Here is a 14,836-nt window from a genome sequence, read left to right on the forward strand (position 1 = left end):
CGCCGCCACGAAGGGCGGACGGCATGCGCGACGGGTCGTGCTCAACGCACCTGCTGTCGTTGGGGTGCGGAGGGTTGCCGGGCGCGGCGCGACTGCACGTCCTGCAGCCAGGTCGCGGTCAGCGCGGCATCGTCTGCTGCGGAGACCGCTGCGCCGGCGGACGGCGTGGCCTGCGCCGACCGGTTCGGAATCAGTGGTTGCGAGCCGTTGACCCGGATGGGATCGGTGGAATGCTGCTGCTTCCAGTGGCGCAGCAACTGTCGCAACGCTTCGGGGGGCGCGGTGGACGGTACGGCGCCGGCCTGGTTGCGCGCGTTCTCGCCATGGCAACCGGTGCAGGTACGGATCTCGCCAGGCTGCAACGTCACCCACAACCGTTCGCGCACGACGGGGACGCCGGCCGCGTCGGTGCTCTGCCAGGTCAGGGCGCGGCTGGCGGGCACGAACGCCGCGGTCGATCCGTCGGCGGCGATACGCACGCTGCCGGCCGGGCCACCGGTGTTGGCCGGGTTGGCGGCGACCGCCATGGGTTGTGCGATCGGCCGGCGACCGCGCTGGTAGATCGAGCCGTTGTTGTAGGCGCGAATCATGTTGGCCTGCAGGATCTGGTAGTGCGAAATCTCGTAGATCCTGCCACTGCCGCCCAGCGTCTGCACGCCGCCGGGCACGCGCAGGTTGTACGGCTGCTGCTTGTCGTCGCGGTCGCGCGCGGTCTGGTTGCGGGTGACGATCAGTGCGAGCTGGTTCGCCTCCAGCCACGCACGGAGCGCGGCTACGTTGACCTGTTCGCTGGCGAAGACCGACTGCTCGGGCGATGCCATCGGCGTAGTGGTCACGGGCGGGCGCGATCGCGCGACGACCTCCACCGGCTCGATTTCCCACAGCGCGCCGTTGTAGCTGCGTTGCGTGTCCGGATCCCACCACGTCAGGTTCTTGCTGATGCCCGGGGTCAGCGCGGGGCCGGCCACCAGCAGTCCACTGGCATTCGTCTGCAGCTGGTGCAGGCGCAGCGACACGCCGGCCTGGAAGGTCGGGCTGCCGGTGTAGCTGGCGACCATGTGGCCGCTGCTCATCGGCAGCGGATTGCGGAAGCGGCCGCCGGCCAGATTGCCGCTGCCGTCCGCGGCCGGCGACGCATCGACGATCTCCATCTGTTCCGCGTTGAGCGTGGGCGCGCCGGTGAGCCGGACGATCTGGTTGGTGCCGCCGGTGGAGAATTCGCGCGTGTAGATGGCGTAGTAACTGCCCGCGGTGGTCGGATCCTCGCGCATCTGGAACAGCCCGCCATCCATGCGGATGTATTTCTTGTTGGCGATCAGCGCGGTGTTGGAGTAGTCCGATAGCGCGCTGTCGGTGGAGAACGATTTCGGCAGGTAGCCGAACGACAGTTCCTGCCGGCCGATATGGTTGAGCGTCAGCTCCTCGGTGCCGTCCTGGTTCATCTGCCACGGCGTGAACAGGTTGTACGTGAAGCCATTGACGTTGCCGTAGGCACTGCCCATGCCGGTGCGCGATTCCGGGAACGTCTCCGGCTGCAGGCCGATGCTGGCCGCGCCCGACGCCTCGCTGGCCAGATCGTAGGCGCCGTTGGTGCCCGCGTCGGCCTGCTGGTCGCGTTGCAGGTGGTCCCAGCGGATGAAGACCACCCGACCGAAACTGTCGATGCTGGGCGAGAACGCACCGCTCGGCGCATGGTTCAGCAGGCGCACCCGTCCGGTCACCGGGTCCAGCTGCCAGATGCCGGTGACCGTCGGCGTGCTCTCGTACTCGTCCAGCTGCGGATACAGGTGCGCCTCGCCGCCGCGCGGACGATCGGACGTGAACAGGATGCGATCCTGGCTGTCGTAGATCGGCGAGACGTTGTTGTAGTCGGCGGGCTGGTTCGCCACCTTGGTGATCACCGCGGACTGGCCCTGTCCCAGGCCGGTGATCTCGTACAGTTGCCACTTCGCAGTGGGATGCACATAGCGCTGCGGCGGTCCGCCGACCACCATGCTGAAGATCGCCTTGGTGCCGCTCCAGTGCACCGCCGGCTCGCGCACCGCAATAGCGTTCGCGCCCTGCTGGCCTTCCATGCCGAACCCCGCTTCCTTGGTCAGGTTGCGCAGCGTGCCGTCGGGATAGCGGATCATCAGGTCGCCGCCGCGCGGGAGCGCCAGCATGCTGGGCAGATGGTTGGCGAAGGTGGACATGCGGCTGGCGAACGGATCGCCCGCCATCGGCACCTGGGTGACGAACAGGATGGGATTAGGCACGGCCGTGGTGGGGACGGCCGCCGCCATCACGCGCGCCGGCTGCGCCGCAGGCGAGGGCGATGACGCCGCTGCGGAGGCAGGAATCGTGGTGGAGGTGCCGGAGGCGGGGGTTTCCGTTCCGCATGCGGCGAGCAGGACGGACAGGGCGAACAGGGCCAGCAGGTGCTGGCGCGGGAACAGGAAAGACACAGGCATCCGGTCGACTCGCACAAGGAAAGAACGCCATCCGCTGCTCGAACGAGGCGCGCGCACGGACTCGCGCATCGGCCTGTTCTCCGGCATCCCCCTGTGGACGCCACCGGACTGTACACGAGCGGTGCGCACGCACGCCGCTTCCGCATCGCCCAAGCATGACCTGCATCGCAGAATGCCGCCGATGCGGAAGCATGGCGTTAAGCTTGGCGCCCGCACGTTACGCCTTCCGCTACCGCATGTCGCTCGACGCCCGTCCGCTCGCCATCGCCATCATGGGCCCGACCGCGTCGGGCAAGACGGCGTTCGCGCTGGAGGTGGCCGAGCGGCATGGCGGCGAAATCGTCAGCGTCGATTCGGCGCTGGTCTACCGTGGCCTCGATATCGGCGCGGCCAAGCCCACGCAGGAAGAACAGGCACGCGTGCCGCATCACCTGCTGGATGTACGCGATCCCTGGCAGACCTATTCGGCTGCCGAATTCGCACAGGACGCGCGGCATGCGCTGAAGGACATCGCCGCGCGTGGCCGCCTGCCGGTGCTGGCGGGCGGCACCGGCCTGTATTTCCAGGCCCTGCTTGACGGTCTCGCCGAGATGCCGGCCGCCGACGCCTCGTTGCGCGCCGACATCGCCGCGCAGGCGCAGACGCGCGGCTGGCCCGCGCTGCATGCCGACCTGGCGCAGGTCGATCCCGTGGCGGCGGCCCGCATCCACGCGACCGATCCCCAACGCATCCAGCGAGCGCTGGAGGTGTACCGCCTGACCGGGCAGCCGATCAGCCGATGGCAGCAGGAAGCCCGGCGCGCACGCCTGCCGTTCCGGGTACTGAAGCTGGTGCTGGCGCCGAGCCACCGCGCCGTCCTGCACGAGCGCATCGCGCATCGCTTCGACCTGATGCTGCAGCAGGGCTTTCTCGACGAAGTCCATGGCCTGCGTGCGCTGCCCGCCATGCAGGCCGTGGCCGCGCCGCTGGATCTGCCGGCCGTGCGTGCCGTCGGCTATCGCCAGGCCTGGGAGTACCTGGACGGACAGGGCAGTGCCGATGCGTTCCGCGAGCGCGCCATCGCCGCCACCCGCCAGCTCGCCAAGCGCCAATTGACCTGGCTGCGCGGTGGGCTGGACGCCCGCTGGTTCGATCCGGCCACCGACCGCGCCCGCCTGGACACGGCCCTGGCACTGTTCCTGCCTCCGTCGTGAGCCGTTCGGCTCGCATTCTCCGGAATTGGGACCAGTTGCCTGACTTGGCAACGCCCCACCGGGCCGATGTTGTGTAACATCGGGGCTCCGGGACGACAGGGGAGCGGTTCGTCGGCCCGGCACGGCACTACTACATACCTATAAGAACGCAAGGCGGGAGTACGTCATGTCCAAGGGGCAATCCCTGCAGGATCCTTTCCTGAATGCACTGCGGCGCGAGCGCGTCCCGGTGTCGGTCTACCTGGTCAACGGCATCAAGCTGCAGGGCACCATCGAATCCTTCGACCAGTTCGTGGTCCTGCTGCGCAATACGGTCAGCCAGATGGTCTACAAGCACGCGATCTCCACCGTGGTGCCGGCGCGCAACGTGCGCGTGGGACCCGGCGGCGGCTACGTGCAGCAGGGCGATGAAGACGCGGAAGGCGGCGACGACGAAACCGCGTGATAATGCGTGCCTCGCGTGAAGAGGCACGACCCCATTGTTTGAAAGATCCCGCAAGGGCGAGCATGCGTTGCTGATCCAGCCGCATGCCGGCGGCCGTCCCGACGACGGCCTAACCGACGAGTTCAGCGACCTGGCGCGTTCGGCCGGCGCCACCATCGCCGCGCTGTTGACCGCGCGCATCGACCGTCCCAATCCCTCCACGCTGATCGGCAGCGGCAAGCTGGAGGAGGTGAAGGCGGCCGCCGATGCGACGGGCGCCGATCTGATCCTGGTCAATTTCCCGCTGTCGCCGGGCCAGGAACGCAACCTCGAAAAACTCCTTCAGCGCCGCGTGCTGGACCGCACCGGGCTGATCCTCGACATCTTCGCGCAGCGCGCACGCAGCCACGAAGGCAAGCTGCAGGTGGAACTGGCGCAGCTGCGCCACATGGCCACGCGCCTGGTGCGCGGCTGGACCCATCTGGAGCGCCAGCGCGGCGGTTCGATCGGCCTGCGCGGTCCTGGCGAAACCCAGCTGGAAACCGACCGCCGCCTGTTGCAGAAGCGCGTCGAACAGCTGCAGAAGCGGCTGGAGAAAGTGGAAGTGCAGCGCACGCAGATGCGCCGCGCCCGCGTGCGCAGCGAACTGCCGCGCGTGGCGCTCGTCGGCTACACCAATGCCGGCAAGTCCACGCTGTTCAACGTGCTGACCGGCGCCGAGGCCTACGCGGCCGACCAGCTGTTCGCCACGCTGGACCCGACCGTACGCCGCATCGACCTGCCGGGCGGCGCGGTGGTGCTGGCCGACACCGTCGGCTTCGTCCGCGACCTGCCGCACGAACTGGTCGCCGCGTTCCGGTCCACGCTGAGCGAGGCGCGCGAAGCCGACCTGCTGCTGCACGTCATCGACGCCGCCGATCCGCACCGCGAGGAGCGCATCGCGCAGGTCGACGAGGTGCTGCAGGAAATCGGCGCCGGCGACCTGCCGCAGATGCTGGTGTTCAACAAGATCGACCGCATCGAAGGCGCCGTTCCGCGCCACGACCAGCCGGATCCCGGCGTCGACGAAGGCGATGCTCCCAGCGCCGGCATGGGCCGCGAGCGTGTCTGGCTGTCGGCGCGCGACGGGCAGGGCATCGATCTGCTGCGCGGCGCGCTGGCGCAACGGTTGGGGTTCCAGCGCGTGCGCGGCGAACTGCACCTGCCGGCCAATTCCGCGCGCCTGCGCTCGCGCCTGCATGCGCTCGGCGCCGTGCTGGCCGAGGATTTCGAAGAACAGGGGTGGCGCGTCACCGTCGATCTCGCCCTGGCCGACGCCCAGCGTCTGGCCTCGCAGGCCGGTGGGCATCCGCTGGAAGCCCTGCTGCCGAAGGCGGAGCGGGAAGACTGGCAGTAGGGGCGGCTGCTTTCTGTGGGAGCGACGTCAGTCGCGACCGGGGCACGTCCCCGCCATGACGAATGATCCTGCCGACGGACGTGCGGTTGCGACTGACGTCGCCCCTACGGAGGTGCTTGCCCCATGACCTCCCGGCCTTGCCTCCCGGCCGGGTCGCCCCTATCTAGTAGAATCGAAACCTGCGCCGGCCCCGGCCGCGCGAATCTTTCAGAATGGAGTGGGCATGGCCTGGAACACCCCTGGCAGCGGCAGCGGCGGATCTGGCAACAACGGCAACCGGAACAGCAACTGGAAGCCGCGCAACCCGCAGGGAGGCGGTGGCATCGGTGACGTGGTCGAACGCCTGAGGGGCCTGTTCGGCGGGGTCGGCGGCGGTGGCAATCCGCTGCGCTGGGTGCTGGTCGGCGTGGGCCTGCTGGTCCTGTTCTCCAGCTTCCAGCTGATCGGCGAGCAGGATCGTGGCGTGGTGCTCCGCTTCGGCCAGTACGCGCGCACCATGCAGCCGGGCCCGAACTTCAAGTTCCCGTGGCCGATCGAAAGCGTCACCAAGGTCAACGCCACCGGCGTGCGCACCTTCAGCAACAGCCTGCCGGTGCTGACCCGCGACGAGAACATCATCACCGTCTCGTTCAACGTGCAGTACCGCGTCGGCGATCCCAAGCTGTTCCTGTTCGGCACCACCGACGCCACCCGCGTGCTCGAGCAGACCGCGCAGAGCGCCGTGCGCGAAGTGATCGGCCGCTCCAACCTCGATGCCGCCCTGAATGCCCGCGGCCCGCTGTCCGCCGCCGCCAGCACCGCCCTGCAGGGCTCGCTGGAGGCCTACCGCACCGGCCTGGTCGTCACCGAGTTGAGCCTGCAGGACGCGCGTCCCCCGGAGCAGGTCAAGCCGGCGTTCGACGAGGTCAACAGCGCGCAGCAGGAGAACGAACGCGTGGTGAGCCAGGCCCGTGCCGAAGCCGCCAAGATCGTGCCCGAGGCGCGCGGCCAGGCGCAGGGCGTGCGCACCGCGGCCGAAGGCTACAAGACCGCCGCTATCGCGAAGGCCACCGGTGACGCCACCCGCTTCACCCTGCTGCTGGACGAGTACCGCAACGCGCCGGAGGTCACCCGCAAGCGCCTGTGGCTGGATACCGTGCAGCAGGTGCTGGCCGGCAACCGCAAGGTCGTCGGCGGCGACAGCCGCCAGCTGATCTATGTGCCGATGGGCAACGCCCCGGGCACCGCGCAGCCGCCGACCGGCGTGATTCCCACCGAAGTGCTGCCGCAGGTCGAGAGCACCCCGTCCAGTACCCGCAATCTGCCGCGTCCGCCACGACCGACCGGCCGTGAGGAGGCGCAGCCATGAAGAGTTCCCTGATCGTCGGCATCGCTGTGGCCCTGTTGCTGGGCCTGATGGGGTCGGTGTACGTGGTGCGCGAAGGACAGGTGGGCCTGGTGCTCAACCTCGGTCGCGTGGTGCGCAGCGAGATCGGCCCCGGTCTGCACTTCAAGCTGCCGCTGGTGGAAACCGCGCGCGTGTTCGACCGCCGCTTCACCGCCAACGAGTTCCCGCCCGAGCGTTCGCTGACCTCCGAGCGCAAGGACGTCAGCGTCGACTTCATCGCCATCGGCTTCATCGTCAACGCCGCGGATTTCTACCGAGCCACCGGCGGCAACCAGGAGACGGCGACCGATCGCCTGGCGCCGATCATCAAGGAGTCGCTGCGCAACGAGATCAACTCGCGCACGCTGACCCAGCTTGTGTCCGGCAACCGCAACGAGCTGATCGAGAAGCAGCTGCCCGGCATCAACGCCGGCGCCAAGACCCTGGGCATGCAGATCGTCGATATCCGCTTCAAGCAGATCGACCTGCCCACCGACAGCGAAGTGATCGGACAGGTCTACGACCGCATGAGCGCCGAGCGCAAGCAGGTCGCGAGCGCGCTGCGTGCGCAGGGCGCTGAGCAGGCGCGCATCGTGATGGCGCAGGCCAACCGCGATGTCGCGGTGCTGCTGGCCGAGGCCGAGCGCGACGCGCAGAAGCTGCGCGGCGAAGGCGACGCCGAAGCCGCCCGCATCTACGGCGAGGCCGCTGGCCGCGACGCGTCGTTCTACGCCTTCCAGCGCAGCCTGGAGGCCTACCGCGCCTCGTTCAAGGACGGGCAGGGCGTGATCGTGCTGGACAAGGACGACCCCTTCCTCCAGTACATGCGCAACGACCGCTGAGTCTTCCGCACCGGCCGCCCACGAGGCGGCCGGTGCCGTTTCAGCCCCTCTCTTCTTCATCGCTCCGTTGTGCGTTGCGGAGACGGAATCACGCCGCCCATGTCCGAACTCTGGTCCGCCCTCTGCCTGGTCGCCATCCTCGAAGGCCTGGTGCTGTTCGCCGTCCCTGCCAGCTGGAAGCGTGCCGCCGTGCAGCTGCTGCGCATGTCCGACGGCCAGGTGCGCGCGGTCGGCGGCTTCATCCTGATCTTCGGGCTGACGCTGCTGTGGTGGGTGAAGCATTGAGGCGCTTTGGCGCTTCTTTCTCCCCGTGCCAACGGAGAGAAGGTGCCGAAGGCGGATGAGGGGCGAGCGCGATGGTGATCGCGATCAACACGGCCTCCGTGTCGTGCAACACCTGGTCGTTCCAGAATCGCAGGACATCGAAGCCTGCGTGCAGCAGATAGCTCGTACGCGAAGCATCATTTTTTATCTGTTCCAAGTGCTGGCTTCCGTCCAGCTCGATCACCAGCCCGGCCTCCAGGCAGAAAAAGTCCGCGAAGTACGGTCCAATCCTGTGCTGACGGCGGAATTTCCATCCCAGCAGGCGACGGTTCCTCAGCCGCCACCAGAGTGCCCTTTCAGCTTCAGTCTGTTCGCGACGCAGGTGGCGTTCGCGCTCGTGATCCAGGGTACTGCGCATGAAGTCATCTCCGGTTGGACGGAGACAGCCTCGGGCGTGCGCGTGGTCGATGGGATCGGGGAAGTGAGCGGCCGCGGATAGGAAAGCGCCCCTCATCCCACCCTCGTACTCGAACGTGCGCCGACGAAGGACCGCCTGTCGCCCCATTCCTGAACGCCCATGATGCGAGGCCGGGCAGGGTAGCCCCCGTCCCCCTAAACCCGGATAATGCACAAAAGCCGGCCGGGCTCCCTGCGTGGGAAGACCGCCGGCTTTTTCCGTGTCTGGGCCCGGCGTGGCGGGCGGCTCCCCGATGGAGCCTGCCGGCGGCAACGGCGCCATGGCCCAGCACGACCCTTCCGGCGGCCCCGATGGCCGCCAACAATCGAGGAGTTACCCGTCATGGGTCAGTCAGTCGTCGTTCTCGGCGCCCAGTGGGGCGATGAAGGCAAGGGCAAGATCGTCGATCTGCTCACCGAGGAAATCGGTGCCGTCGTCCGTTTCCAGGGCGGCCACAATGCCGGCCACACGCTGGTCATCGGGGGCAAGAAGACCGTGCTCCACCTGATTCCCTCCGGCATCCTGCGCCCCGACGCGCTGTGCCTGATCGGCAACGGCGTGGTGCTGTCGCCCGCCGCGCTGATCAAGGAAATCGACGAGCTGGAAACGGCCGGCGTCGAAGTGCGTTCGCGCCTGAAGATCTCCCCGGCCACGCCGCTGATCATGCCGTACCACATCGCCCTCGATCAGGCCCGCGAGAAGGCCGCCGGCGGCAAGGCCATCGGCACCACCGGCCGCGGCATCGGCCCGGCGTACGAAGACAAGGTGGCGCGCCGCGGCATCCGCGTCGCCGACCTGCATTACCCCAAGCAGCTGGAAGAACTCCTGCGCACGGCGCTCGACTACCACAACTTCGTGCTTACCAAGTACCTCAACGTCGATGCGGTCGATTTCCAGAAGACCTACGACGAAGCGCTGGCCTTCGGCGAGTACGTGCAGCCGATGAAGTCCGACGTCGCCGGCATCCTGCACGACCTGCGCAAGCAGGGTAAGCGCGTGCTGTTCGAAGGCGCGCAGGGCGCGCTGCTCGACATCGACCACGGTACCTATCCCTACGTCACCAGTTCCAACACCACCGTCGGCGGCGCGTTCGCCGGCACCGGCGTGGGCGCGGACGCGATCGACTACGTGCTGGGCATTTGCAAGGCCTACGCCACGCGCGTCGGCGGCGGTCCGTTCCCGACCGAACTGGACGACGAGATCGGCCAGGGCATCCGCGACCGCGGCCAGGAGTACGGCGCTTCCACCGGCCGTCCGCGCCGCTGTGGTTGGATGGACATCGTCGCGCTGAAGCGCGCCGTCGCCATCAACGGCATCTCCGGGCTGTGCATCACCAAGCTCGACGTGCTGGACGGCATGAAGACGCTGAAGATCTGCATCGCGTACGAGTACCGCGGCAAGCGCACCGAGTACGCGCCGCTGGATGCAGGCGGCTGGGAAGAGTGCACGCCGGTGTACCTGGAATTCCCGGGCTGGGAAGAGAACACCCACGGCATCACCGAGTGGGACAAACTGCCGCCGGCCGCGCGCGCGTACCTGCGCGCGCTGGAAGAGCTGTCCGGCTGCCCGCTGGCCATCGTCAGCACCGGTCCGGACCGCGACCACACCATGGTGCTGCAGGATCCGTTCGCGTAACGGGTCCCGCAGGGCGCGCGGTGGATGTCCTGCCGCCGCATGGCAATCCGACAAGAACAGGTGTGCAGGGACTGCACAGGGTGATGGAAGGAAAGCCCCGCGAAAGCGGGGCTTTTCATTGCGCCGCGCCCACCCATCGACCCCTCCCCATCGTCGCGCTCCGCCGGCTGCCCCGCGCCGCCGTGGCGCGCGCGTGCCTTCCTGTTCGCAACGGAGCCGTTCCCATGCAAGACCCCCGCGATTTTCCGCACGACGACCTGATCAACGAGCTGATCGACGACGAGCCCGTCGACCCGGCCTGTATCGTCGAACGTCGTGAAGCCGATCCCGAACAGGATGCCGATGCGCTGCGTTCCGGCCTGTCGCGCGCGCAGCTGGACACGCTGGAAACGATGGAAAGCTTCCGCTGGCGGCTGGCGTTCGTCCGCTGGCCGGTGTTCCAGGCGCCGATCCCGGTCCTGTTCAACCGCGACGGCACGCGCTATGTGGTCATCAACGAGGACGGCACCCTCGACGAACGGCAGACGCTGCAGCTGCGGCAATGAGCGGGACTTCCGGCACGCCGCTTGCATCGTCGTCACGACCTAAACCGCCGCGCGCTGCGGCCGTTACCGATCACAGGCGTCACCCGTATTCCCGGAGTTCCCCCTTCATGTACCGCCATGCTGCCCGCGCTGCCGTCATCACCGGCCCCTGGCCGTCGTCCGTGCCGACCACGGCGCCCGCCACGCCCGAACGCCGCAAGTCCCTGCCGGCGCAGGATCCGCATTCCCTGCGCGTCGGTCTGACGCCTGGACAGCTGATGACGCTGGAAGCGCTGGAGATCTTCCACTGGCGCCTGGCCTTCGTGCGCCGTCCGTTGTTCCAGGCCCCCATTCCCGTCCTGTTCGACCGCGACGACTCCCGCTACGTGGTCATCGAGGAAGACGGCACCCTCAACGAGCAGCCCACGCTGAAGCTGCGCGTCTGACACGCCGGCGGCGTCGACATCGCTGAACCCCGACTGGATTTTCCGAATCCGTCCTCACGTTCTGTTCCTGTCGGCCGATACAGGGTGTAGCCCTGCGCGCGCCGCACGCGCGCGCGTTCTTCCACGCCATCAGGAGACCCCCACCGGATGTCGGATCCGCAACGCCCCCGTGACCTCCCCGAGCCGGACACCGCCGGCACGACCAGCCCCCTCAGTCCCGAGCGCCGCAAGGGCGCCCCGACGGGGGAAGAGGCCGGCCTGCTGGCCGGCCTCACCCCCGAGCAGCAGGCCACCATCCAGACCATGGAAACCTTCCACTGGCGTCTGAAGTTCGTCCGCCGCCCGTTGTTCAAGACGCCCATCCCGGTGCTGTTCAACCGCGAAGGCGACCGCTATGTCGTGGTCAACGAGGATGGGACGATCGATGAGCAGCCCACGCTGAAGCTGCGCGACTGAGTCCGCACCGCGTCGTTGCACGGCGCGACATTCCCGCGACATCCGCCCTCCATCATCCGTCGCGCACACGCCGTCCCGCGTGCTGCCGCGGCGCGTCGATGCGCACCGTGGAACCGGAGTCCGAGGAAGTCCTTCCCCATGAAGCGCGGTCGCATTGTTCTCGTCCTGGCCGTGGCCGTCGTCGCGGTTGTCCTGGTCGCCATCGTCAGCGGCCGCGATGATGCCGCTGAGGCGCCGGCCGAATCCGCGCCGGTGCTGTCGGTCAGCCTGACCACGCCCCGCGTCGAGACGCTCCCCGTGCGCGTGCCCGCCAGCGGCAGCATCGTCGCCTGGCAGGAGGCCAGTATCGGCGCCGACACCGAGGCGCTGTGGGTATCCGTTCCAGCTGGGCAAGGGCCAGTTCACGCCGCAGGTGGGCGTCACCTGGCAGTCGGACGATCTGGCCAATTACTACTACGGCACGCTGAAGGAGGAGGTGGCGCGTGGGGTGGTGAACTACACGCCGGACGCGGTGACGGTGCCGCACATCGGCTTCAGCTACTTCCGCCCGATCGGCGAGAAGGGGTGCCGGCCGGACCCGGCCGGTATCACCCGAATGGACGCAAGCACATGACACAGAACCGCATCGCCATGACCTTCCAGACCGACCGGCTGGAGCGCATCGACGGCTCCCTCACCGCCCTGGAAGCCGACCTCGACCTGCTGATCGCCCTCACCCCCGACGAACGCCTGGAACTGGTGAAGATGGGCGACAAATCGCGCGCCTTCTGCGAAAAAGCCCTTGAGGTCGCCGGACAGCACGCCGGCCTAATGCCGCGCGACTTCGACATCGCCGCCTTCCGCCAGGACCATCTGGCCCTCACGGCCCTGCGGCCCCGCCTCGCCCGCATGGCCCACCTCATGCAGCGCATGGAAGACACCGAACGCGCCCTCGGCAGCGACATCATGGCCGCCGCCCTCGAGGTCTACGGCGTGCTGAAAGTGGCCGGCAAGGACAAGGGTGTGGACGATGCCCGCAACGCGCTGGCATCGCGCTTCAGCCGCCGCCGCGACACGGTGGCGTCAAAGGGCGAGCCGAAGGCCTGACGCAGCGCCGGCGCCCCGTGACCCCCAAGGCCCCGCATCGCGGGGCCTTTCTTTGGCCTGCTGCCTGAACAGCAGCCCCGCCCTGGCAGCCCCCCCTGCCAAGTTTCACGGGTCCCGCACGCCGACGGACGGTAAGGTGCGGCATCGCCATCATCAAAAGCCCGCTTTCATGGACAGCTCCTTGATGGCAGGCGGCGCGCACGCCCCCGCAGAGCAGCGCGTTCGCCTGTACGAAACCCTGCTGCAGACCACCCCCGACCTGGTCTACATGTGGGACCTGCAGCACCGCTTCACCTACGCCAATGCCGCCCTGCTGGCCATGTGGGGCATGACGTGGGACGAAGCCATCGGCAAGAACTGCCTGGAAATCGGCTACGAACCCTGGCACGCGGCCATGCACGACCGCGAGATCGAACAGGTCGTCGCCACCCGCCGGCCCGTGCGCGGCGACGTGCCGTTCAACGGCACCAACGGCCGCCGCATCTACGACTACCTGCTGGTGCCGGTGATCGGACCCAGCGGTGAGGTGGAGGCCGTCGCCGGCACCACCCGCGACGTCACCGAACGCAAGCAGCACGAAGAAGCGCGTCGCCAGAGCGAGGAGCGGCTGGCCGCGATGGTCGATGCGACCTCCGACGTGGTCTACCGCACCAACCAGGACTGGAGCGCCGTGGACATCGTCGGCGGCGGCATGCTGCTCGGCCGGCACGGCACGCTGACGCCGGACTGGCTGGAGGTGATGATCCATCCCGATGACCGCGCCCTCGTCGCCGAGGCCATCGCCCGCGCCCGCGCCACCCAGACCACCTTCGATGCCGAACACCGCGTGCGCAACCACGATGGCGGCTGGTCGTGGGTGGCCTCGCGCGCCGTGCCGATCCGTCCGATCGGCGGCGAAGTGACCGAGTGGTTCGGCGCCGCCACCGACGTCACCGCGCGCCGCCAGCACGAAGAGCGGCAGCGCCTGCTGCTCCACGAGCTCAACCACCGCGTCAAGAACACCCTGGCCATCGTGCAGTCGATCGCCCTGCAGACCCTGCGCGGTGCCGCCGACCTGGATGCGGCCTGCGACCGCTTCGAATCGCGCCTGCACGCACTGGCGCAGGCGCACGACGTGCTGACCCGGCAGGAGTGGGAACACGCGCCGCTACAGGACATCGTGCGTACCGCCATCGCCCCCTGCCTGGTGGACGACGAGGACCGCTTCGAGATCGATGGCCCGGACATGGAGCTGGATCCGCAACGCGCGCTGGCGCTATCGATGGCGCTGCACGAACTGTGCACCAACGCCATGAAGTACGGCGCACTGTCGGCGAAGGTGGGGCGCGTGCGTATCCACTGGCGCGCGGAGCCCGTGCAGGGCCGGCGCACGCTGATCCTGTGCTGGCAGGAGCGGGACGGCCCCCCGGTGGTCGCGCCCGCGCACCGGGGTTTCGGTTCGCGCCTGATCGAGCGCGGCCTGCGCCATGATCTGGGCGGCGATGTGGCCCTGGATTTCGATACGGCCGGCGTGCGATGCCGGATCACCGCCCCCATGCCCGACCTAGGAGTGGCCGCATGACGACGACCGACCCCGCACCGCGCGTCTTCATCGTGGAAGACGAATCCATGCTGGTGATGCTGCTGGAAGACCTGCTGCCCACGCTGGGGTACGAAGTGGCCGGCAGCGCCGGCTCGGTCGACGAGGCATTGGCCGGACTGGACGGGGCGCAGATCGACCTGGCGGTAGTGGATGTCAATCTGGCGGGTACGCCATCGTTCCCGGTCGCCGATGCGCTGCGCGAGCGCGGCATCCCGTTCCTGTTCACCACCGGCTATGGCCAGCAGGGGCTGCCGGAACGCTTCGCGAACGCGGCCGTGCTGGCCAAGCCGTTCCGCCGCAACGACATCGACGTGGCACTGACGCGTCTGCGCTCGGTCGCCTGATCCGCTCCGTCCGTATTCGAATCGCACACGACGCGAGCCCGTGAACCGGACGTCAGGCCGGGGTGGGATCGCCGTCGCCGTGGATGTAGTTCACGCCCAGGTGGCGCGCCAGCGTATGCAGGCGACGCAGCACCGCCGATCGCAAGTGCATTGGCGCACGGTCGTACACCTGCGTCCACAGGCCGCGGAGAAACGCGTGAGGGTCGCCGATATCGGCGCCGGAGCGGACCAGGCTTTCCGCGTCGGAAAGACGCGCGTCGATACGTTCTTGGCAGAGCATGCGGCGATGCTGCGAGGTCGACCGTAAAGACATCGTGCGTGTCGCATCACGGCGTTCAGCGCGCAGTCGCGTTTGTCCGCATCGTGAGCAC

Annotated in this window: 16 protein-coding genes; 13 read left to right on the top strand and 3 right to left on the bottom strand. The window is 68.4% G+C overall.

Translation table 11 applies throughout. The annotated features are described in order from the left end of the window. Positions 1-41 precede the first annotated feature (41 nt). A complete protein-coding gene (locus AC1Q5B_RS09405) occupies positions 42-2,450 on the bottom strand; it encodes an HzsA-related protein (protein ID WP_492631421.1) in 2,409 nt (802 codons plus the stop codon). A 236-nt stretch (positions 2,451-2,686) separates the two neighbouring features. Between AC1Q5B_RS09405 and miaA the strand changes: the two genes are divergently transcribed. From miaA to AC1Q5B_RS09435, 6 genes are all read left to right on the top strand, one after another. Continuing rightward, complete coding sequence (miaA, locus tag AC1Q5B_RS09410; RefSeq protein WP_492632075.1) at positions 2,687-3,643, top strand: tRNA (adenosine(37)-N6)-dimethylallyltransferase MiaA; 957 nt, start codon at positions 2,687-2,689, stop codon at positions 3,641-3,643. 166 nt (positions 3,644-3,809) lie between these two features. Continuing rightward, positions 3,810-4,088 (top strand): RNA chaperone Hfq, encoded by a 279-nt coding sequence (hfq, locus tag AC1Q5B_RS09415; protein ID WP_062355623.1) that lies wholly within the window; start codon positions 3,810-3,812, stop codon positions 4,086-4,088. Between the two features lie 34 nt (positions 4,089-4,122). Further along, entirely contained in the window at positions 4,123-5,463 is a 1,341-nt protein-coding gene (hflX, locus tag AC1Q5B_RS09420; protein WP_492631422.1) for a ribosome rescue GTPase HflX, read from the top strand. 223 nt (positions 5,464-5,686) lie between these two features. Then, positions 5,687-6,811 carry an FtsH protease activity modulator HflK gene (gene hflK, locus AC1Q5B_RS09425; protein WP_492631423.1) on the top strand — a complete coding sequence of 375 codons (1,125 nt, stop codon included), beginning with the start codon at positions 5,687-5,689 and terminating at the stop codon, positions 6,809-6,811. Continuing rightward, positions 6,808-7,671: a protease modulator HflC gene (gene hflC, locus AC1Q5B_RS09430; RefSeq protein ID WP_492631424.1), complete on the top strand. Its 864-nt coding sequence runs from the start codon at positions 6,808-6,810 to the stop codon at positions 7,669-7,671. The genes hflK and hflC overlap by 4 nt, the downstream gene beginning before the upstream one ends. 99 nt (positions 7,672-7,770) lie before the next feature. Further along, positions 7,771-7,956, top strand: coding sequence for a DUF2065 domain-containing protein (locus AC1Q5B_RS09435; protein ID WP_492631425.1), 186 nt, complete (start codon positions 7,771-7,773; stop codon positions 7,954-7,956). Here AC1Q5B_RS09435 and AC1Q5B_RS09440 read toward each other — a convergent pair. Beyond that, complete coding sequence (locus tag AC1Q5B_RS09440; RefSeq protein ID WP_492631426.1) at positions 7,910-8,353, bottom strand: endonuclease domain-containing protein; 444 nt, start codon at positions 8,351-8,353, stop codon at positions 7,910-7,912. The genes AC1Q5B_RS09435 and AC1Q5B_RS09440 overlap by 47 nt on opposite strands. Before the next feature lie 381 nt (positions 8,354-8,734). Between AC1Q5B_RS09440 and AC1Q5B_RS09445 the strand changes: the two genes are divergently transcribed. From AC1Q5B_RS09445 to AC1Q5B_RS09475, 7 genes are all read left to right on the top strand, one after another. After that, positions 8,735-10,027 (top strand): adenylosuccinate synthase, encoded by a 1,293-nt coding sequence (locus tag AC1Q5B_RS09445; protein WP_492631427.1) that lies wholly within the window; start codon positions 8,735-8,737, stop codon positions 10,025-10,027. A gap of 224 nt (positions 10,028-10,251) precedes the next feature. Beyond that, positions 10,252-10,572 carry a hypothetical protein gene (locus tag AC1Q5B_RS09450; protein WP_492631428.1) on the top strand — a complete coding sequence of 107 codons (321 nt, stop codon included), beginning with the start codon at positions 10,252-10,254 and terminating at the stop codon, positions 10,570-10,572. A gap of 107 nt (positions 10,573-10,679) precedes the next feature. Then, entirely contained in the window at positions 10,680-10,997 is a 318-nt protein-coding gene (locus AC1Q5B_RS09455) for a hypothetical protein (protein ID WP_492631429.1), read from the top strand. A 147-nt stretch (positions 10,998-11,144) separates the two neighbouring features. Further along, complete coding sequence (locus AC1Q5B_RS09460; RefSeq protein ID WP_492631430.1) at positions 11,145-11,453, top strand: hypothetical protein; 309 nt, start codon at positions 11,145-11,147, stop codon at positions 11,451-11,453. Positions 11,454-11,591: 138 nt separating this feature from the next. After that, positions 11,592-12,539, top strand: coding sequence for a hypothetical protein (locus AC1Q5B_RS09465; protein ID WP_492631431.1), 948 nt, complete (start codon positions 11,592-11,594; stop codon positions 12,537-12,539). Positions 12,540-12,708: 169 nt separating this feature from the next. Further along, positions 12,709-14,100: a sensor histidine kinase gene (locus AC1Q5B_RS09470; RefSeq protein ID WP_492631432.1), complete on the top strand. Its 1,392-nt coding sequence runs from the start codon at positions 12,709-12,711 to the stop codon at positions 14,098-14,100. Continuing rightward, entirely contained in the window at positions 14,097-14,465 is a 369-nt protein-coding gene (locus AC1Q5B_RS09475; RefSeq protein WP_492631433.1) for a response regulator, read from the top strand. Before AC1Q5B_RS09470 ends, AC1Q5B_RS09475 begins: the two co-directional genes overlap by 4 nt. Positions 14,466-14,517: 52 nt before the next feature. On the opposite strand, the gene AC1Q5B_RS09480 is transcribed toward AC1Q5B_RS09475, so the two are convergent. Then, positions 14,518-14,745: a hypothetical protein gene (locus AC1Q5B_RS09480; protein ID WP_492631434.1), complete on the bottom strand. Its 228-nt coding sequence runs from the start codon at positions 14,743-14,745 to the stop codon at positions 14,518-14,520. Positions 14,746-14,836 lie beyond the last annotated feature (91 nt).

Source organism: Pseudoxanthomonas sp. GW835-FHT14C01, from assembly GCF_058793715.1.